Raw genomic sequence first — 20,672 nt, 5'->3', positions numbered from 1 at the left:
TTTGCCGGGGGTGCTGCGCCGATGTCACGCCGGACTCCCGACCCGGTTGGCGGGTGCCAGTACCGGTGGCTCAAGTTTGCCTGAGTTAATGGTAGCGAAATATCCGGTTTTTCACCGGGTAAAGCGAATCTTCCGGTTACTCGTCCTGTCCGGCCACAAAGGAAATGGAGGGGCGTTCCCCGCGTAAATGCGGCAACACTACCGCTTCGGCGCGTGCCAGAGCGGACCCGATAGCCATGTGCATATCCAAGTATTTGTACGTACCTAAACGCCCGCCGAACAGCACGTTTGGTTCGGCGGCGGCCAGGTCGCGATACTTCTCCAGGCGTTGGCGGTCGGTGTCCTTATTGATGGGGTAGTACGGTTCGTCGCCGCGCTGGGCAAAGCGGGAATATTCCCGTGCGATGACGGTCTGGTCCGCGGGGTAGCGAGAGGCGCGTTCGGGGTGGAAGTGGCGGAACTCGTGGATGCGCGTGTAGGGCACAGAGGGGTCGCCGTAGTTCATGACCGGGCAGCCTTGGAAGTCCCCAGTCGGTTTCACTTCCAGTTCCAGGTCAATGGTGCGCCACCCCAGCTCGCCCGCGCTGTAGGCAAAGTATTCGTCAATCGGCCCGGTGTAGACGACAGGAATACGCCCGACCGTAGCGGTTTTTGACCAGGGGTTATCGGGGCTTTCGTCGAAAAAGTCCACGTCCAGGTGAACGGTGATGTTTTCGTGGGTGGCCATGTTCGTCAGCCAAGCACCGTATCCGTCAACCGGTAAACCCTCGTAAGTATCGTTGAAATAGCGGTTGTCGTAGTTGTAGCGAACTGGGAGGCGGGAGACGATAGAGGCCGGTAGTTCGGTGGGGTCGGTCTGCCACTGTTTCGCGGTGTAGCCCTCGAAAAAGGCTTCGAACAGGGGCTTTCCGACCAGGGAGATGCCTTTCGTGCGAAAGTTTTCGTTGGCGTCCTCTCCTTGGATTTCCTCGGCTTGCCGGGAGATGAGTTCGCGGGCCTGGTCGGGAGTGTAGGCGGCGTGGAAGAATTGGTTGATGGTGCCGAGGTTCACGGGCATGGGAAAAACCTCGCCGTGGACCGTCGTGTAAACCTTATGAATGTAAGGCGTGAACTTGGTAAAGCGGTTGACGTAGTCCCACACTCGCTGGTTGGAGGTGTGGAACAGGTGAGCACCGTACTTGTGAACTTCGATGCCAGTCTGGGCCTCGGGTTCGGACCAGGCATTGCCGCCCAAGTGTGCCCGACGGTCAATCATGACAACCTTATATCCAGCTTCGGCAACTTCCCGCGCGAGAGTGAGGCCAAATAAGCCGGTACCAACCACCAACAGGTCCGGCGTTCCAGGGGTTTTATTCATGTCTCGAACCTATCAAAAAACCACGCCGCCAGGAACTCCCGCGCTGTGGCGGGGATGTACTTTTAGGATAACGTCCGCCGACCAGTGACAAATTATTCACCGAAAGATGTCGTCGTGGCTGCCTGTGCGTTGAAACACGGCGATGCCGTTGCCCGTGCGCCACACCAAGAGCCAATCACCAACATTTGCCACATGGCATTCGTTGCTTCCTGCCCAACTACCTTTTAACGTATGTGCGTTGTGTCGTCGAAGCAGCGCATCATGAGATGCCGGGGTATTTTCGAGAATGAGCCTGATGACTTCAAGCAACACAGTCGTGTCTCGATGCTTACGTTTTAGAGATTTAATATCGCGTTGAAAGCTAGAGGTGTAATCAGGAATCAGCGGTGACATATATTAAATTCCCAGGTCGTCAAACATTTCTTGGGCGTTTTTGAAGCGCCCCGTGCCGCCTTGGGCGATGATTTCCTCGGCTTCGTGAATCGATTTTTCTGATTCCTCGTTGGGCTCTGGGTAGGACAGGTTCAGGGGAATGCGCCGTTCCCGCACCATCTGGCGATAAAAAGCGCGGGTGACAGAAGATAAATCAAAGCCGAAATCCTCTGCGATAGAGGCAGCAGCCTCTTTCGTTGCAGCATCAACGCGGATTGTAACTGAACTCATTTGACACCCTCCAGCAACCAACGTCTTACATTATTATGATAATGTCTTACAGACCTCGGGTCAATATCTGATTTGTTACAGCCTGACTGAGTGTTTTCAACCCGTTCATGTTCCGATTACGCTGTAGGTGCCGACTGGTCGACTGGTCCGTCTGGGCGAAGACGTGGCGTAATCTGGATGATTTTTGCGCGGCATTGTATTATATGTATTACGATGTTTACAGCGCAGGGGGCGAGGGTTTTATGGCTACTAAGGTTTCTACGGTACCGACAGCGGTGCGGTTACCTGCTGAGTTGATTGAGCGTTACAACAATCTGGCAAAGGCTACGGGGCGTTCCCGGACGTATTACGTCACCCAGGCTTTGCAAGAATCCATCGCAGAACTGGAATACGAGTATGGACTCTTGAAAAAAGTTGAGGACTATCGCGGGGGACGGCTGGAAACTGTGACGATTGACGAGCTAGAGGATCATCTTGGCTTGGCTGATTAGGTTCGATAAGGGTGTAGAGCGTTCTCTGGCCAAACTGGACCAGCAAATTGCGAAAAGGATTACTTCCAAACTTCGTGAAATCGCCAACCTTGATGATCCTCGCAGTGTAGGCAAACCGTTAGTGGGTAATCTGGCTGGATTGTGGCGCTATCGCGTAGGGGATTACCGGATAATCTGCTACATAGACGATTGTGAGTTAGTGATTTTGGTTGTTGACGTGGATCACCGAAGTGAGGTGTACCGCTGACTCTCATATCCATAGCGGGATTCTGCCCCAAGTTCGGCGCGGGGTTCGTCTCACCAAAGCAAGAAAATGAACTGCGGGTATGTCTGTCCGGTGGAGCTAGGGGGACTCGAACCCCCGACCCTCTGCTTGCAAAGCAGATGCGCTACCAGCTGCGCTATAGCCCCGTTTGTTATGAAAAAACCCCGACGATTCGGGGTTGGTGGGCCTAGCTGGGCTCGAACCAGCGACCTCAGTCTTATCAGGACTGCGCTCTAACCAACTGAGCTATAGGCCCTTTGGGCACCAGAAGATACTACCCGAACCCGCTATCTTGCGCAAATTCGCGGGGTATGCGGGCGGGGGTACGCATCGGCATGTGCTGACGATGTCACAAGCGCGGTGGGTTGCGTGGGGACTTTCACAAGCGGGGTGGTTACAGCGTGCTTGGCTGTGGCTGGATTGGTGGTGTCACGGGCAACGTCTCAGCGTGAAAATGCCTTGTACGCTTTAGTAATACAATATATGTCATACGTAATGGCAACCAGGAAAACATTGAGAGAGGTAGGGCTGGAAAAATGAATTGGACTGCAGCAAACGGCACGACCTACAGCGATGAACAAATCGAGCAATGGGCCACCGCCCAAGAGACCGAACCCGAGTACACGGGTTCGCATCTCGCCCCCTCCAAGCCCGGCAGGCCCGTTACCATCGGAAAAAATGCCCAACCTTTCACAATTCGGTTGGACGAAGCCCGGAGAAACAAAATCACCGCCTTGGCCAAAAAAATGAACGCCACTCCCAGCGGTCTGGTGCGCGACCTCATCGACGCTATGTAACCAGGGCCATCTCGTGCCGGTATGTGCTGACGATGTCACAAGCGTGGTGGGGTACGTTGAGGTTTTCACAAGCGCGGTGTTTCCGGCTGAGGGCCCGCGTCGGCGGCCGGGCCGGGCAGACAAACCGGCCAACCGCTCCGACTCGGCCAATAAAGTCCGCCAGCCGACCCAACCGGCCGCGGAACCAGCGTGCGGAATTACACCTCCACCAGATGATATTCAATCCCTAGCTCGTCATAGAGTCGCAGGAAATCCTGGGTCCCCAGGAACAGGGTGGCGCGGTTGTCGCCCGGATGGAAGGTGAAAATTTCCTCCTGCATCATGGCTTTGTCTAGGTAGAGCGCGACCGAACGGTGGCCGGGATCAATCATTCCGAGGGGCGAGACGACTCCCGGTTCCAGGCCGAGGGTCTGAGCCAGCAGCTCTCCGGATCCGAAGGACAGGCGGCTTTCCCCGACCGTATCCGCGAAACCCTTCAGGTCAATCTGTTTAAACTCGTCCGTAATTAAAAGGTACGTGCGGGTCTTTTTTCGGTTGGTTAGGAACAGGCTCTTGGTGCGCACGCCCTCGTGGCCCTCGATATATTCGTCCGCCAGCTCGATGGTCGTGGCCGGCGGGTGTTCCACCAGCTTGTATTCGACACCGTGTTCCTGCAGGGTTTCCAGTATTTTACTGCGTTCCATACGTTCCTCCTTCTGGGTATGCGGTTAGGGTTCGCGCAGGGTTAGGCCTGCACAAGGCCGGGGCACGCGCCGAATCTGGGTCGGCCCGAGCTTGGTGTTCGCCGGGCCAATGTGCTCATTAGGCCGGGGCTCGCACCGAAGTGTGTAAGGCTATCGTAGCCCGAAGTGGGTTCGGGGCGGCGCGGTCGGCAGGAGAGGAAACCGGGAGAAAGCGAAATCGACGGCGCAAAATCAGCAGTGCACAAAAACGGCAATCCAAAAATCTGCGGTTCAAAACCTCAGCATCCCAAAAACCGCTAAGTATAACAAAATAGACCCACCGTTTTACGGCGGGTCATGAGGCTGTGGCTGACTGAGTTAGTCGGCGCTGACCTCCACCAGAACCTGTTCGTAGCTGCCGTAGGAGATTTCTACGGGCTGTACTTGAGTGTTTCCGGTCAGTTTGGATTCGTGGTCGGCAGCCTGAGCAGGCAGTAGGGTACTCAAAGCTACCACTAGGGCTAACGCCACTGCGGCAAATACGCCCTTCTTTTGTGTCTGCATGGTTCCTCCATATTTCTCTCCCCGCGGACAGTTGATTACGGACAAGTCCAGCATCAACGCCGCTATACAGTCAACTATACCCGATTTTCAGGAAATTACAAGTTGTTTTTCCAAATTCTTTCACCGGGATTTTTCGCGGATTTTTGGGGGTTTCTGTCCATATCCGAGGGTTTCCCCGTTTCATTATCTGAAACCGGGGCCTCGTGTAGTCTGAAGGAATCCTGGAAATGTCTGGTCGATTTTCCGGCGTCGCCTAGGCGGGGATTTGTGTTCGAGAACGAAGGCGTTTTCACCAGGTCGGTTCCGCAGCGGTGGTGTTGCAGGTCGAATTAGACGGCAAAAGCGCCGGTGGGAGGCTTCATTCTCAGGTTCGAATTCAATTTTTAAGGTTATTTTAAGGTTTGCGGAAAATACTGGGGAATTTTGCAGAAAAACGCACTTTTTACTGTTTATTTGCCGTTTTGGAACCCCGGTTCGAGGTGACAAACTCAGCTTCGCATTCTTGGAGGGCGCTGAAAACTGCCGCTATTTTTGGCGAATTTTGCCCGGTTAAGCTGAGTTTTCCTAAAGCAATACTGGGGTTTACCGAACGACTCTGGAGTGATAGTCAGATTGTCAGCACAATCCTGGAAGTACTCTTGGAGATAGCTGGGAAACCTGGTATTCTTATCACTGTATATAAGCAGGTGAAGTGTCCCCACCAGGGCCCAGACCGAAGAAATGGCTAACAATATGGAGGTATTCAGCATGAGTGCTATAGCCAAGAAACCGCGGCAAAATCAGCCCGGAAAGCCCACTTTGGTGAGCTATAAGCAAAAAGGTAAAAAGAGCCGGAACTGGACCGCGGGGGTGATAGCTTCGGCTATCGCCGTGGCGTGGGCCGTTGGCGGTTTGGTTATGCCCTCCTTGGCGGCCACTCCGGCAGCCCAGGCTTCGGTTCATCCCACGGTGACCGTTTCGCCTGATGCAAACTTTAATGTCGGTTCCAACGGCAATGTGCGCTACAGGTTGGCATATACCGGACAGTTGTTCTCGACTAAAGACCCGCAGGAAGCTGCGGCGCACTACGGCGAGACAGCCCAGGTCGGGGATTTCACAGCGCACTACCTACCCAAGGAATGTATTACCAAGGCCAGCGGTGTCGGCCGAGCAGGCGACCCCTACTGGGATGGTTACGATGCCCTAGACCAGGTTGCCCCCGACCGTGGCCCTGTTGCTAAGAAAAAACTTGCTGCTAACACCGAGAGGGGTTTTGGGGCGTGGGTAATCTTCCCTGGTAGTTCCTCCACTACGCTACCTTTTAACCCCTCAGGATCTTCCAGCCAGGCGGCTTCCTCCAACCGTTCTGCTGTTTATTCTGCTGAGCCTGAGGAAGATGAGGGTACCCTCACCCTGAGCTTAGAACCCATCGAAGGCGAAGCGATGGCAGCGGCTGGCGCTCCTGCAGATACGGGCGCGACTCAGGCGCGGATTTTTGGCAAGACTGCCGACCCCTCCGGCGACTCGGGTACCTCCACCGAGTCCACCGGTTCCGCCAATGCTCCGCAGTTGCCTGCAAATACTACTGAAGAACCGGTCGAGCCTGCTGCCACCTCCGCAGAACCCTCGACAGAGCCTTCTGAACCGACGGCTGTGGGTGAGGACCGGGGTGCGAACCCGACGCCGACCCAGACGGTCGTTTCCGGCGCGGTTCCTTTCGCTTACAAATTTGAGCCCACGATGAAAGAAATCAAGCTCAAGTTTGATCCCAGCGTTGATAAAGACACCGCTATTGCAGACTTCAAAAAACAGGTCGATGACGCTAAAGCGGATGTGATGGATCAACTGGACCAGTTCGTGAAGGACCATAACATCGACGCTGCCACCAAGGAAAAAATGGTGGATAACCTAAACGCCCAGTTCGATAATCTGCTCAAGCAGGGCATGGACTGGTTCGAAGAGCAATACAGCAAAGCTCCCAGCGCCTCTAAGTTCCCCGGCATTAAGGCTTGTGAAGAAAACGGACCTATCGTTCCCGTGGGTTCATTTATCTTGGTTAAGAACTGGACAGCCGATAAAAAAGGCCAGTCAAATGTCTGGCAATGGGGGAAAAAGCATCGAAATGAAGGTACGGCAAATCATCCCGCAATTGATTTCCTGGCTCTGTATCCCAGCGATAATACGAACTCTTTCAAAGTAGACGGACAGGCGAGTTTCTGCGTGGAGCCTTTCTATGGTTTCCAAACTGGCGGACACAAGATTTACACTGACCCTTCCAAATCCACAATCTACTGGGCTAAAGATAACCCTGAGAAGGCAGAAACCGTTAAGGCCCTGGCTTGGCATTTCGCCAAGAATAGTAATGGTGCCAACTGGGGTCATTACCAGAACGCAATCTGGATGGTCATTTTTGGCATTACCGATAATGGGCGTGCCTGGAACCTTGACAAGATGTCATGGGGTGATGCGGGTGTTACCGATGTCAAATCCCTCATTGAGCAAGCTCGTACTGCATACCAGAATCGCCCGGATGGCAATGTCATTAAAGCTCTGGAAACCATGCACCTCGATCAGGTGTCTCTGGAACCGGCTAACGATGGCACTTCCCTGTTGACCGTGAAGTTGAACGATTACGACCCGGGCTCTAAAGAAGGCCAGATAATTGGTGACCAGGTTTACCTTGCGGTGCAAGGTGCCACTGATAAGGACGGTAACCCCATCAACAAGATTAGCCTGAAGGATGCGGTCAATGGGGTGACCCTGAAGATTGCTAATCAAAACGCGTTTGAGATTTCCTTCGCGGGTTCGGTTAAGAACGTTGAGAATCCTTACTTCATTGATAAGCCGAACGGCCCCACTCAAGCTCAGGTCGTGGTGTTAAAGAAGGACCTCACTGTCTCTGGAAAACTGGAAGTATCTTGGACCCACGTTCCCGAACCGAAGCCTTCCATTTCCACCACCGCGAAGGTGAATGGCGCTGACTCGGTGCCCGGAGGCGCAGAAACCGCCACGTTCTCCCGTACGGATGAAGTCATCACCCTTACCGATGATTTGAAGTATGAGAACATCCCCGCCGATACCGGTTCGAATGCCAAGTACCTGATTGGCACGCTTAGGAAGGTTAGCGGCGGAGTCCCCACCACGGTGTTGACCGACACTGTCCCCGCCCCGATGATTATCGGTAACGGCACCTTGCCGGGTCTGTTCCCGTACGAGTTGAAGGCCTCCGAGGTTAAGGACGGCGATAAGTTCTATTACGAAGAAGTCCTGGCGACTTCCGACCCGAAGTACGCCGGTGGCGGACAAATTGATTCTGCCTACGGCAAGCTCAATATCATCGCCAAGCACACCGGTGAGCACGCGGATCAGACCGTTAACATCGTTAAGAACAAGGCTCAGCTGACTCTGGAGAAGGCTGCAACTGGTGCTACCGATAAGGCTAGCGGCAACGTGACTTTCCACGTCACTTGTGATGATGGAACGGATCAGACCCTCTACGCTCCCGCTAAGGGCGGCGCGGCCAATACGGATAGCACCCAGGCGGGAACGCCCAGCACCATTGATGTCACTCCCGGCGCCAAGTGCACTATCGAGGAAACCTACCGGTCCGCTCCGGTCAACATGTCCGCTCCCAATTGGTCTGCCACTAACGCCACTGCGGATGGTGCGACGGTAGGTTCCTCGGTCAAGTTCGTGATGGGTCAGGCTGGTGACATCAAAGTCATCGCGACCAACACTTACGAGGAACAGACTGGCGGCTTCAAGGTTATGAAGTTGGTCCAGGGTGACAGCAACATCGATGCGAATGCCGCGGCTGCTGCCAACGGTGGCAAGTTCGAGTTCACCTACACCTGTGACAACGGTGTGGCTGGTGGAAGTTTCTCGCTTCCCGAGGATGCCTCTACCGATACGGATAACGACCTGTGGACCTATGAAGTCAAGGGTCTGCCGGTTGGCACCAAGTGCACCGTTACCGAAACCAAGCCGAAGGCTCCGGAAGGCTACAACGTAGTCGTCTCGAACACGAACGCTTCAGGTAAAACCACCGAGTCGAACACGATTGCGGTGAAACCGATTCAGAATGGCTTCGTCGATGCGGTTGCGTTCGTCAACTACTACCAGCCCGCCGATGCGGCCTTCAGCCTGCAAAAGGAGGCCAGGTTCGACAATGGAGATAAGGAATCCATTAACCAGGACTTCTTGCTGCGCTATCGCTGCCAGGGCGGGAACGCAGACACTGGTTGGAAGTACCAGTCTGTCCCTGCTAATGGCGCTCCGGTGGCCGTCACGTCTGGCATTAAGGCCGGCATGACCTGTACCATCACCGAGAATCCGAGTAGCACCGCGGTGCCTGGGGCTAACTTTAAGTCCTTGAACTTCGGGCAAACCGGAATTCCGGCAACCAACGTGTTGGAAAACTCCGCTGATGGATTCAAGTTCAAGGTTCCTGCCAACGGCGCAACTGTCGTGGTAAAGGCGACCAACCTCTACGAACACAAGATGGGTTCGTTCAAGCTGACCAAGGAAGTCAAGGCTGACGGTGCGAACCCGCTGAAGAAGGATACGCAATTCAAGTTCCGCGTCACCTGTGGGGATGATGACCCAATGACCGTCAACCTGAAGGCTGGCCAGTCTTGGACCTCGAAGTCCTACCTGGCAGGTACTGATTGCATGATTCACGAGGACGACCCGTCCACCGGGGCTGCTACCAGCAAGGTTTCCTACACCAATGCCCAGTCGCTGGGTGGAAACGACGCAGTGGTAACCATCAAGGAAGGCACCGAGCCGAAAGTGGAGGTTGTGGCCACCAACACGGTGAAGGCCAACTACGGCAAGTTCTCTGTCACCAAGAACGTTGACGGCGACGCCAAGGCTGAACCCGCCACCTTCGCTTTTGAATACAAGTGTGACGATGACGCGAAGACCAACGGCACCCTGGACGTCAAGGCTGGGGAAACCAAGACCGTTGACAACATCTTGGTCGGCACCACCTGCTACATCAAGGAAAAGCCGGTAGAGATTGACGGCGTCACCGTCACCCCGTCCTGGGTGACGAACCTCGCCAACGGCAGCGGCGCTAACTCCAGCTACAAGCAGTTCACCATTCCCGAACAAAAGGATGGCAAGTCTCAGGTGTTGCAGCTGGAAGCTAAGAACACCTTGGAATACGACAAGGCGAGCTTCACCATTAAGAAGGTTGTCCAGGGCGGAGCCGTCTTTGCCCCCGACGCCACCTTTAAGTTCACCTACAACTGTAAAGCCCCGAACGGCAAGGCCTACACTCAGGCCACTCCGTTTGGTACTCAGGCCAAGGCTGACTTCATCGAAGTAAAGGCCGGTCAGGAATCGGCAGAGATTGTGGTGCCGAAGGGTTCGGTGTGTTCCGTGGCTGAGCCGAAGGCTCAACTGGATGCCACCAACAAACAGCTGGTGAACAACCCGAACGCGAACCCGTTGAAGTACGTGTCGACCTCCTTCGTTCCGGCAGGTCAGGGCCTCGCATCCGGTGAACAGACCGTGACTGAAGGCAAGGTCTTCCAGTTCGCCGCTACCAACGTTTACACCGAAAAGATGACCGGCTTTAAGTTCTACAAGGCCGCCCTCACCGGTAACAACGCTGGTAACCACAAGGAACAGTTCTACTTCAACTACTCCTGCCAGACCCCGGCCGGAGAGGTTAAGAACGGTGTCGGTTACAACCTGAGCGCCGGTGGCGACCCGGTCACGGTTGAGAAGCTCCCCGTAGGCACCAAGTGTGTCGTGTGGGAGAAACCGGCAGTCGCTCAGGCTAACGAGAAGCCCACGACCAAGTGGACTGTCGGCTCCGCTGACCCGGTTGACGGCAAGGAAGTCAAGCCTTTCGATACCAACGCGAGTGCTCAGGCCAACGGCGTGGCATTCACCGTGGATAAGGAAGACGAAGCGCTGATGATTGGCGCCACCAACGACTTCACGGTGCCCGACACCAAGCTGGTGGTCAGCAAGACCGTCGTGGCTGGTAAGAACACCAACGTTGGCTCTAAGGAGGTCAAGCTCTCGGCGACTTGTAAGTACCCGACTGATAACACCGAACACGTCATCATGGACGGCAAGACCTTTAAGAACACTGACAAGGCCGAGTTCAGCGCTGATGTGAACGGTGTGAAGATCCCGGTCGGTGCGACCTGTACCATCACCGAATCTGACGCCAGCGCAAAGGTGGCTGGACACACCTGGACCGTTCAGATGAAGGAAGGCGAGAACGTCCTTTCCGACAAGGCGACCGCTACGGTCACTTTGAATACCGAAAAGGGCCGGACCGTCGAGGTAGTCAACACTTACGAGCGCGAGCTGGGCAAGTTTAAGATTATTAAGTCGGTTACTGCCGCCAAGAACATCACGGTGAAGGAGTCTTACGACTTCACCTACACCTGTGCTGATCCGAAGGATGCCACCCAAAAGGTGGAAGGCAAGGTAACGAAAGTCACCGATAAGGGCTACCAGTTCGCAGAGAACATCCCTGTCGGCTACAAGTGCCATATCACCGAGGACCAGGCCGGTTCTCAAACTGAGCAAGGCTCGACCCTGTCGGCTACCCTGTCGGAGAACGACTTCGTAGTCGAGAAGGACAACGTGGTTGAGGTCAAGGTAGATAACGTCTACTCTGACGCGAACGGCAAGTTCAGCGTCACGAAGGCGATTGCCTCTGACTCCAACGCTGCGATTGTTGACGGCAAGTACAACTTCGAGTACTGGTGTGTGACCCCGGACGGGTCCAAGATTGGTACCCAGGATGCTCCTAACAAGTTCAGTATCGAGGCTGGTAAGACCTGGACTTCTGGAAACCTTCCTTCCGGTTCCAAGTGCTCCATCCGCGAGGTAACCCCGAGCGGTAACACCGCCGGCGTGTCTGCCGAAGTGTCCTGGTCGCTGGATGAATCTACGACCATGAAGGGCGTAGAGCCGACTCCTTACACTGCTGTTGGCGCTGAAGGTAACTTTGTGTTCGGTGCCGAAGGTGCTACCGCCGGCAAGTTCATCATCGGCAAGGACGGTACTACTACCGGCTTGACCGCTACGAACAAGCTGACGTACAAGGAAGTCAAGCTGTCGCTACAGAAGGTGGCGGAAGCTACTTCTGCACACGGCAGACTCGACTACTCCGTGGGTAACTTCAACATGAGGCAGCAGTACAACGAGTACTACCGCTACATGAACCGCAACTACGTGAATATGCACGTCACTTGCAAGAGCGGCAATGACACGGTTGTTGATAAGACAGTCAAGGTTGATGTTAACGGCAATGCCCTCGACTTTGGCACGGTGCCGTACAACTCGAAGTGTACGGTAGCGGAGCTGGACGATCAGAGCTTTAACGACCGGAATGCCCTCCTGTACGGCAACTGGCGTCACAAGGCTGAAATTTCGGCCACTGATGCCAACGGCGAGGCTCTGGCCACCCCGGTTAAGTACGCCTTTGACATGTTGGGGTCTGATGAAGAAAAGGCCGCTATCACGTTCGATGTAACTTCCGAAGCCAACGTCTCCGTGAAGATGGTCAACCGGTGGGATTGCTTCGCCAGTATTGAAACTGTCTTGGATGCTCCTGGACAAGAGGCTTCTGCTAACGGCCAGCGCGTATTCAAGGATGGCATCAAGGTAATCGATATTAAACCTAATCAAGATCGAGTCAAACTGACCGATAAAGTTACCTTGAAGAACGTCACTCCGGGCCAGACTTACACGGTGGTGGAGCGGTTGTACTCCACCAAGATGGCCGGAAAGACGGGCATCTTCGATGCGGGATACCTGAATTGGAAGAGCGAAGGCGGCGCCAATTGGGATTATTACGCTGAGGAAGTGACCGTTCCCGCTAACGCGACTGATTTCACTACGGAGATTTCCTTCACGATTCCGGTTAGCTTACTGAAGGAACATCCCGAAGGTATTGCCGCGGGCATCATGGTGTTCAACGGCGGAAACCCGATGCAGCTGAACCAGGCTTGCGCCAAGTGCAGGGCCTACGGTTCTGAGCTGACGCTACCAAAGGGTCAATCCATCGTTCCGCAGTTTGAACCGGAGATGTGGACTATTGCCTACGACCGGACGACAAACTCGCGAGTCATGTCTACGAATGAAAAGGATGTGGCCACACAGAAACTCACTGATAACCTCAAGTACACCAGGGTTTCTGCAGGTGACTACTACCTGTACGGACGTTTGGTGCAGACGGATGATACCAGTAAGTCCGCAGTGGACAATCACAAGAAGATTACTGTTCCGGCTGGACAGAATTTCTTCGGCCTCAATGAGGTAGACAACGAGTTCACTCTGAAGACTGCCAACCTGACCCCAGGTGCCACATATGTAATGTTCGAATACATGCTGCCGGCTGATGTGGATGTCAACAGTCTCGCGAGCAAGACTCCGGCTGAACTGCAGGCAATGTCCAAGGCGGCAAACCTGCCCTTCCACGCGGATGTAAAGGACATCTGCCAGAAGCTGTACACGCCGAAGTTAAAGACAACCGCTTCGATTGACAAGCCTGTGACCCCGGCAGTTTCGGATGACGCGACGGTTACGGTCAAGGATGTGGTCAAGTGGAACAACCTCGCCGGAGGTCGCACCTACACTGTGACCGGTATCTTGCATGTCAAGGATGCTGACGGAAACGATGCTGGTGCGCTCAACGATCCGGGCGCAACCGCAACCAAGACCTTCACGGTCGACGGTCCGCGCGATGCCCTTGTCAAAGAGGGTGAGGTCGAACTGACCTTTACCGTCAAGGCTAAGTCCCTAAAGACCCAAACAGTTGTGGCCTTTGAGGAAGTCAAGGATGGCGATGTAGTCGTAGCGACTCACTCTGATATCACCGATGAGGATCAGACGGTTTATAGCCCGTCAATCGGCACGACCGCTAGTGTCAAGGATGGTGCTCCTACCACCCAGAACATTAACGGTAAGGATGTCACACGCAACGCAACCGTTGACATGAGTAACGCCAAGCCGGTTAAGGATTCCAAGACCAAGGAACTCTCCGATGTGGTTGTGACCGATGAGGTCGCCTACAACTCCATCGCTCCGGGCAACTACGTCATGTACGGCGAGCTCACGAAGATTAACAACAAGAGCACGACTACGGTTCAGACCGCGCACCAGACGCTGACTGTCGCCAAGGGCGCTGCCAGCGGCAAGATGGAACTCACCTTCCCAGGTGTGAAGGTCGTGAGCGGTGAGAAGTACGTAGTGTTCGAGAAACTCTACAAGGCGGACGACTTCGACCAGACGGCCGGAAAGCCGAAGAGCGGAGCTACCGCGGTTGCTGAACACGCCGATCCGAAGGATGAGGCTCAGACCGTTTACGTCCCCGGTGTCACTACTGACGCATACAACGGCGCTGGTAAACCCGGCGACAAGTACGTGGATGTCACCAAGGACTTCACCATCAACGATAAGGTGACGGCCTCTGGCTTGATTCCGGGCAAGACCTATGAGGTGTCCGGCGAACTGAAGGTCAAGGATGGCTCCGCGGAAGGTCAATCCACGGGTATTACCCAGACCGGTACTATCACCGCCGATGCCAAGGGCAACGGTGAAACCGTCCTGACCTTTACGGTTACCGCACAGCAGGCCGTTGACTTGGGTCTGATTGGTAAACCGATTGTGGCCTTCGAGGACCTCAAGCACGAGGGCAAGACCATCGCGGTGCACCATGACATCAACGATGGCGACCAGACGGTCTACAACGGTTCCATGGGTACCACCGCAGTCGATAAGTCTGATGAGAACCAGACTATGACTCCTGGTCAAAAGGACGCGACCATCGTCGATACGGTGACGTTCACCGGCAAGTTCGAGCCGAAGCACAACTACACCCTGGTTGGTGAGCTGTACTACGTCAATACTGACGGTAATGGTGCCAAGACCTTGGGTGATAAGGTGCCCGGTGTCACTGCGGCTCCGAAGATCGTAACTGCTGGTGCGGACGGTACTATCGCCGACCAGACTATGGAATTCAAGGTTCCTGCCGATTCCATCAAGGCTGGAAAGTCTATGGTGGTTGTCGAGAAGCTGTTCGACGGCAAGGATACGACCGGTACTCCGGTGATTACGCACGAAGATCCGAAAGATGAGGGTCAGACCATCACGGTAAACCCGGTTGAAATCGACACGACCGCTTATGACGGCACTTCCAAGGATCCGAAGGATAAGAACCTGGAAGCCGCCAAGGATGGCAGCGTCACGATTTACGACTTGGTGGACTACAAGGGTCTGGAAATCGGTAAGGAATACACGATTACCGGTACTCTGCACTACCAGGCTGACGCTACTTTGGCTGACGGCACTGAGGTAAAGGCTGGACAGGCGATTGACGCCAAGTACGTCACGACCGAGCCGGTCACCTTCAAGGCTAATAAGGCCAACAGCACCGATGCGGACGCGTTCCAGGCCATCGTGAAGTTCACGGTACAGCGCGCCGGTTTGGCTACCGCTCCAGTTGTGGTCTATGAGGACCTGAAGCAGGGCGAGACCTCGCTGGCAACCCACACCGATATCGACGATGGCAACCAGATTGTCTACCCGCCGTCCATCACCACAGTCGCGCAGACTGCGGATGGCGCCAAGATGATTCAGGTCAACCCTGACGCAAAGAAGCAGGGCAACGTCACCATCACCGATACCGTTGACTGGAAGGTGGCCGCTCCGGGCACCTACACCCTCAAGGGTCAGTTGATGGAGGTCAAGGATGGCAAGCTCGTCTCCGAGACCCCGGTTGCGACTGGTAACGAAGTGACCATTACAGTTGCAAAGGGTGAGTTCTCCGGGACAAACAGTGAGATGAAGTTCACCTTGAAGGCGGACAAGATTCTCGCGGCCAACAAGGCCGGTCACTCCTTCGTGGTCTACGAGCAACTGGTTGGTAAGGATGGCAAGCCTATTGCCACCCACGAAGACCCCGCTTCACCTGAACAGACCGTGACGGTCGGCTCTCTGGACACCACCGCTACAGATAAGGCTGATGGCGACCAGGTAGTGGACAACTCCGGTGATGTGGTCATCACCGACCGGGTGGATTACACCGGTCTGAATCCGGCTCAGAAGTACACCCTGAAGGGTGAGTTGAAGGACAAGGCGACCGGCAAGACCGTGACGTTGCCCGATGGCTCCTTGGTGGAATCCACCATCGAGGTCGGTCCGGGTACCGGCAACGACATCAATCCGAGCGGTGCTGGATTCTTTGAGATTCAGTTCAAGGTTCCGACTGGGGTTATCCTCGGCAAGCAGGTCGTGGCCTTCGAGACCGTTCTGAAGGATGGTAAAGAATTCCTGATTCACCACGACATCAACGATGACTCTCAGACCATCTGGGCTCCGAAGCTCGCCACTAAGGCCAGGGCTGAGGGCGACCGTGGTTTGGTCATTGCTGACGCTAAGTCGACGGTCAAGGACACCGTGACCTTCACCAATATGAAGGTTGGGGAAACCTACGTGGTCGTTGGCGAACTGTGGAACAAGACTCAAAACAAGTCCACCGGTATCAAGGTCACCTCTAAGTCGTTCAAGGCTGACAAGGCGACCTGGACCGAGAACGACTTCATGACCTTCGAGATTCCGGCCGGTACTGTGGCTGAGAACGACGAGCTGGTCGTGTTTGAGACCCTGTACCTCGGTGAGAAGGCAGACGGTCCGGCTGAGTCTACTCACCGGGATCCGGACGACCCGGCACAGACTGTTGGCTCCAGCGTGAAGCCCGGCATGAAGACGGTGCTGAGCGTGGACGGCAAGCGTGCGGCTGGTACTGCGGTTCCGACCGTTCCGGTCGACTCCAAGCAGCTGGTTGATACGGTCAGCTACGTTGGTTTGACTCCGAGTGTTTCCTACACCTTGAATGCGACCCTGATGGAAATCGGTCTGGACGGTAAGGTCAGCGATACCGGTATCACCGGCACCGCCACCTTCACCCCGGACAAGGCCAGTGGCACCCAGCAGGTTAGCTACAACGCCATCCCGGCGGGTACGCTGAAGCCCGGCTACAAGTACGTGGCTTACGAACAGCTGATTCGCACCGACAAGCCGAACGAACCTCCGCTGAAGCACGAGGATCCGAAGGATTCCGACCAGACGGTAAAGACCGCCTACAACCCGAGCATTGAAACCGACCTGACTCAGGACGGCACCCAGATCATCGCGACCGATGCGGCGCTGGATCTGCAGGATAAGGTCCAGATGAAGGGTCTCATCAAGGGTGAGAAGTACGTGCTGGTTTCCCGCCTGGTATACAACGCCGGTCAGCCTAACGAAACAGTTTTGGCAGATGGCCTAGAGAGGTTCACCGCTGACAGTGTGGACATGACCAAGGACATCAAGTTCAACGTGACGGCTGACCAGCTGAAGGCTCCGATGGCAGCGGCCAAGGCTGCTGGCAGCGAGTTGAAGCTGGTGGCGTACGAATACCTGACTCGCGAATCCCTCGCGACTGGTGATGACACCACCATCAAGGCTAACGTTGCCACCATCACGTGGGATAAGACGCACGCAGAACCGAATGACGGTCGCCAGACCGTGACGGTTGTGGACGTGCCTCGGATTGGCACCAAGCTGGAATACGAAGGCCAGAAGGTTGTTTGGGAAGGCGATAACGTCAAGCTGATTGACCACGTTGAGTTCTTCAACCTGCTGCCCGAAACCGAGTACACCCTCAGCGGTAAGCTCATGGGTATCGCGGCTGACGGTACGGTCAGTGACACCGGTGTGGTTGGCACAGGCAAGTTCACCACCCCGAAGGCAACTAACGGCGCCACTCGCGTGAACGGGACTATCAAGGATGGGACAGCTGCCACTGTCGAGTTCACGGTACCGTTGAGCGTCTTGAAGGCTAACGATAAGTTGGTTGCTTTCGAATCGCTGCAGCTGAAGGGCCAGCCCGTGGCGGATCACGAGGATCCGAAGGATGAGAACCAGACTGTGAAGGTCCAGCATCCTGGCGTGGGCACCTCTGCCAGTGTTGACAGCAGTACAAACCTGACGGTTTGGAAGGGCGTCAACCAGGAAGGCAAGAAGGCTCCTGAAACCTACACGGTTCACGACGTAATCCGCATGGTGAACGTTGAGGAAGGCAAGACCTACGCTCTGGGCGGTCAAGTCTACAGCCAGATTGCTTACAGTCACGGTGATGAGACTGCCTTGGCTACGAACGCGAAGACCGTAAAGGTCACCGCGAGCATGGCTGTGGACCCGAACGCTGACGAAATCGCCAAGTACGGTAAGGATGTCAAGGTTTATGAAACGACCATGGACATCACCGTCAAGGCTACGGACATTGCAACCGATGGCGACAAGCTGGTCGTGTTCGAGCAGCTGTGGGCGGAAGGCACGTATGAAAGTACTGACGGCGGCAAGGTAACCCCGAAGGGTGACAACAAGCCGGTGGCTACGCACAACGACATTACTGCCGACTCTCAGTCCATCAACGTGAACCGTCCCGAGTTCGGGTCCTTGACCCTGACCAAGGCTGTGACCGGATGGGATGAGAACACCGCGAATGTCGAACGCACCAACGCGAAGTACGTGTTCACCGTCAAGTGCGTCCAAAAGGGCTCGACTGACACGATTACCCTGCACGAAGGTGAATCCGCGACCATTGACGGTATTCCCGTGGGTGACAAGTGCACCATCAGCGAGAATGTCCAGAATGCTGAAGAGCAAGCCGGACTGAAGGACACCGTGAAGTTCACCGAGGCCAACGGCGTCACCGTTGAGTCCACGAAGAACGGCGAGGGCACAGTGATCGTCGGTGGCACGCCGAACGGTACTACCCGCGTTGCGAACGTGACAGTGACCGCTGAAAACGTGTTCACTAACGAAGTCACCATCGGTACGCACACCACCGGTCAGTTCGATAAGAAGGCCAGCAATGGCGACACGATCACCGACCTGGTGAAGTACCAGAACCTGCAGGGTGGCGAGTACCTGTTGCACACCTACTTCGTCGAGTACGACAAGGCGGGCCAGGCTCAAAAGATTGACTACGTCCCCTCTGAGGTGCGCAAAGTCACTGTTGAGGGCGGCTACGCAGTGGGTGGTCACAGCGGTACTTGGACCATCGATGTGAAGGTTCCGACCGAGCTGATTCAGGAACACAAGACAGTCGTTCTGTGGGAAGACCTGTATCGGATGCCTAAGGATAGGGATGCTTTCGAGACGCAGCTGTCCAAGTTGCCGACTGGCAAGACTGCTGCAGGCTTGATTGCCTCCCACCATGAAGAGAATCTCGCTTCGGGTGCTGGTACTCAGTGGCTGGAAGTCTCCACCCACTTCGGTGGATTCCAGGTCACCAAGGTAATCAAGACGGCTGCGGATATGCCCGGGGACGTGGTTGGTAAGATTCCGACAACCTGGAACTTTACCTACAAGGCTAACGTGCCGAATGGCAAGACCGCCAAGCAAGGGACCGCTCTCGAGGGCAGCTTCAACCTGACGGTTGACCCGAACGATCCGACCAAGGCTGTCAGCCAGAAGTTCGACGGCTTCCCGATGGGTACTGACATAACCATTACGGAAACCGACGCCAAGGCGCAGATTCCGACCCAGGCAAAGTGGAAGGTTACATGGAAGTCTGAAGGCTGGACTGATGGTGCCGAGGGTGCCACCAAGACCTTCAAGATTACCCCGGCCTCTACTGTGAGCGTCACCGCTCTCAACGAGTTCAGCTTGGTCAAGCCGACCTTGGCGACCGTGGCGCGGACCGCTGATGATGGCAAGATGCTCAAGCCGAGTGAGGACACGGCTGTGGTCGATACCGTCACCTACACCAACCTGGTGGAAGGACGCGACTACTGGCTCAAGACCGAACTGGTTTACGTCGATGGCACGGATGATCCGAATGACAACCAGCCAGTGCTGGGTGCCGATGGCAACCCGCTGGTGAAGTGGACGAAGGTCACGGCCGAAACCGACAACAGCGAATGGGTCGTTGATAAGGCTAACCCGATGGTGGTTCCCGCCGACGCTAACCCGGATGCTGACGTGGTATTCTTCGAATCTCTCTACGAGATGACGAAGGATGGCGGACAGCCCAAGGCCGACGACAAGCCGATTGTGGAACACCGCGACAACAGCGATGAAAAGCAGATCATCACTCGTCGTCCGGCTCTGGACCTCCAGACCACTGCGGAATTGTCCGGTGCCAAGGCGATTACCGCTGGTGAAGGCGCGACCGTGAACGATAAGGTGACTTACAGCGGCTTGAAGGCCGGTGCCGAGTACACCTTGGTCGGAACCTTGGTCAAGAAGTCCGATGGCTCCATCGTTGGTTCGCCGGTGACCGTGGCTGGCTTGAAGGCTGAAGCTGACGGCTCCGGTAGCTGGAAGATGTCGATTCCGCTGACCGCGAAGGATACGGCAGGCTTGACTGACGGCGAGAAGCTGGTCGTCTTTGAGAAGGCCTACGTTGGTAACCTGCCTGAGGCTGGTACGGCTCCGGCTGGCACCTACACCCCGATTCTGGCTCACGAAGATCTCGAGGATGCTTCGCAGACCGTGAACGTGGTGAAGCCGACGACTCCGCCGCACACGCCTGGCACGCCTGGTACGCCGTACACGCCTGGTACGCCTCCGGTCGAGTCTAAGACCACGACTCCGCCGCCGAGCAACCCGCCGACCATCCCGGTCGCCCCGGCAACCACCCTGCCTCCGATGCACCCGAAGGTTCCGCCAACATTGGCTCGGACCGGTGCGCAAGCAGCAATCTTTGGTGGCTTGTCCATCCTGATGATTGCGGCAGGTGCAGGGATTGGCTTGCTGGCAGCACGGCGCAAGCGCCAGTCTGACGCGCAGTAGGCGACATAAGCCCTAGGCTGTAATACTGAAACGGCGAGGTCTCACGACCTCGCCGTTTCAGCTTGTGTGCGGCTC

The 20,672-nt window shown here is 55.5% G+C and carries 9 protein-coding genes and 2 tRNA genes; 4 read left to right on the top strand and 7 right to left on the bottom strand.

What is annotated here, in order from left to right; all coding sequences use genetic code 11:
- Positions 1–136: 136 nt before the first annotated feature.
- The 3 genes from glf to AC5LBQ_RS00715 form a co-directional block, all read right to left on the bottom strand.
- Positions 137–1,357 carry a UDP-galactopyranose mutase gene (gene glf, locus AC5LBQ_RS00725; RefSeq protein ID WP_493264325.1) on the bottom strand — a complete coding sequence of 407 codons (1,221 nt, stop codon included), beginning with the start codon at positions 1,355–1,357 and terminating at the stop codon, positions 137–139.
- Between the two features lie 96 nt (positions 1,358–1,453).
- Positions 1,454–1,750: a type II toxin-antitoxin system RelE/ParE family toxin gene (locus tag AC5LBQ_RS00720; RefSeq protein ID WP_493264324.1), complete on the bottom strand. Its 297-nt coding sequence runs from the start codon at positions 1,748–1,750 to the stop codon at positions 1,454–1,456.
- Positions 1,751–1,753: 3 nt separating this feature from the next.
- Positions 1,754–2,020 carry a type II toxin-antitoxin system RelB/DinJ family antitoxin gene (locus AC5LBQ_RS00715; RefSeq protein ID WP_295028114.1) on the bottom strand — a complete coding sequence of 89 codons (267 nt, stop codon included), beginning with the start codon at positions 2,018–2,020 and terminating at the stop codon, positions 1,754–1,756.
- Between the two features lie 242 nt (positions 2,021–2,262).
- Between AC5LBQ_RS00715 and relB the strand changes: the two genes are divergently transcribed.
- Complete coding sequence (relB, locus tag AC5LBQ_RS00710) at positions 2,263–2,511, top strand: type II toxin-antitoxin system RelB family antitoxin (protein ID WP_295028112.1); 249 nt, start codon at positions 2,263–2,265, stop codon at positions 2,509–2,511.
- Positions 2,495–2,758, top strand: coding sequence for a type II toxin-antitoxin system RelE family toxin (locus tag AC5LBQ_RS00705; protein ID WP_295028109.1), 264 nt, complete (start codon positions 2,495–2,497; stop codon positions 2,756–2,758). Before relB ends, AC5LBQ_RS00705 begins: the two co-directional genes overlap by 17 nt.
- 91 nt (positions 2,759–2,849) lie before the next feature.
- Here AC5LBQ_RS00705 and AC5LBQ_RS00700 read toward each other — a convergent pair.
- Together AC5LBQ_RS00700 and AC5LBQ_RS00695 are read right to left on the bottom strand one after the other, a co-directional pair.
- Positions 2,850–2,922: transfer RNA gene (locus AC5LBQ_RS00700), tRNA-Ala, on the bottom strand.
- A gap of 33 nt (positions 2,923–2,955) precedes the next feature.
- Positions 2,956–3,032, bottom strand: a tRNA-Ile gene (locus AC5LBQ_RS00695).
- Between the two features lie 280 nt (positions 3,033–3,312).
- Between AC5LBQ_RS00695 and AC5LBQ_RS00690 the strand changes: the two genes are divergently transcribed.
- Positions 3,313–3,573 carry a CopG family transcriptional regulator gene (locus AC5LBQ_RS00690; protein WP_493264323.1) on the top strand — a complete coding sequence of 87 codons (261 nt, stop codon included), beginning with the start codon at positions 3,313–3,315 and terminating at the stop codon, positions 3,571–3,573.
- Between the two features lie 197 nt (positions 3,574–3,770).
- Here the strand turns inward: AC5LBQ_RS00690 and AC5LBQ_RS00685 are convergent, their stop codons facing one another.
- Both AC5LBQ_RS00685 and AC5LBQ_RS00680 read right to left on the bottom strand, forming a co-directional pair.
- Positions 3,771–4,256: a prolyl-tRNA synthetase associated domain-containing protein gene (locus AC5LBQ_RS00685; RefSeq protein WP_491680359.1), complete on the bottom strand. Its 486-nt coding sequence runs from the start codon at positions 4,254–4,256 to the stop codon at positions 3,771–3,773.
- Positions 4,257–4,613: 357 nt separating this feature from the next.
- Positions 4,614–4,799, bottom strand: a complete 186-nt coding sequence (locus AC5LBQ_RS00680) for a hydrolase (RefSeq protein WP_282922435.1) — start codon at positions 4,797–4,799, stop codon at positions 4,614–4,616.
- Between the two features lie 720 nt (positions 4,800–5,519).
- Between AC5LBQ_RS00680 and AC5LBQ_RS00675 the strand changes: the two genes are divergently transcribed.
- Positions 5,520–20,597 (top strand): VaFE repeat-containing surface-anchored protein, encoded by a 15,078-nt coding sequence (locus AC5LBQ_RS00675; RefSeq protein ID WP_493264322.1) that lies wholly within the window; start codon positions 5,520–5,522, stop codon positions 20,595–20,597.
- Positions 20,598–20,672 lie beyond the last annotated feature (75 nt).

The sequence above is a fragment of the Mobiluncus sp. genome (assembly GCF_985070215.1).
The sequence above is the reverse complement of the archived record's forward strand: the minus strand, read 5'-3'. Positions and strand labels throughout refer to the sequence as shown.

Excerpts from the sequence above, each read along its gene's own strand:
- glf (WP_493264325.1), bottom strand. The coding sequence starts at position 1,357 with ATGAATAAAACCCCTGGAACGCCGGACCTGTTGGTGGTTGGTACCGGC.
- AC5LBQ_RS00720 (WP_493264324.1), bottom strand. The coding sequence starts at position 1,750 with ATGTCACCGCTGATTCCTGATTACACCTCTAGCTTTCAACGCGATATT.
- AC5LBQ_RS00715 (WP_295028114.1), bottom strand. The coding sequence starts at position 2,020 with ATGAGTTCAGTTACAATCCGCGTTGATGCTGCAACGAAAGAGGCTGCT.
- relB (WP_295028112.1), top strand. The coding sequence starts at position 2,263 with ATGGCTACTAAGGTTTCTACGGTACCGACAGCGGTGCGGTTACCTGCT.
- AC5LBQ_RS00690 (WP_493264323.1), top strand. The coding sequence starts at position 3,313 with ATGAATTGGACTGCAGCAAACGGCACGACCTACAGCGATGAACAAATC.
- AC5LBQ_RS00685 (WP_491680359.1), bottom strand. The coding sequence starts at position 4,256 with ATGGAACGCAGTAAAATACTGGAAACCCTGCAGGAACACGGTGTCGAA.
- AC5LBQ_RS00680 (WP_282922435.1), bottom strand. The coding sequence starts at position 4,799 with ATGCAGACACAAAAGAAGGGCGTATTTGCCGCAGTGGCGTTAGCCCTA.
- AC5LBQ_RS00675 (WP_493264322.1), top strand. The coding sequence starts at position 5,520 with ATGGCTAACAATATGGAGGTATTCAGCATGAGTGCTATAGCCAAGAAA.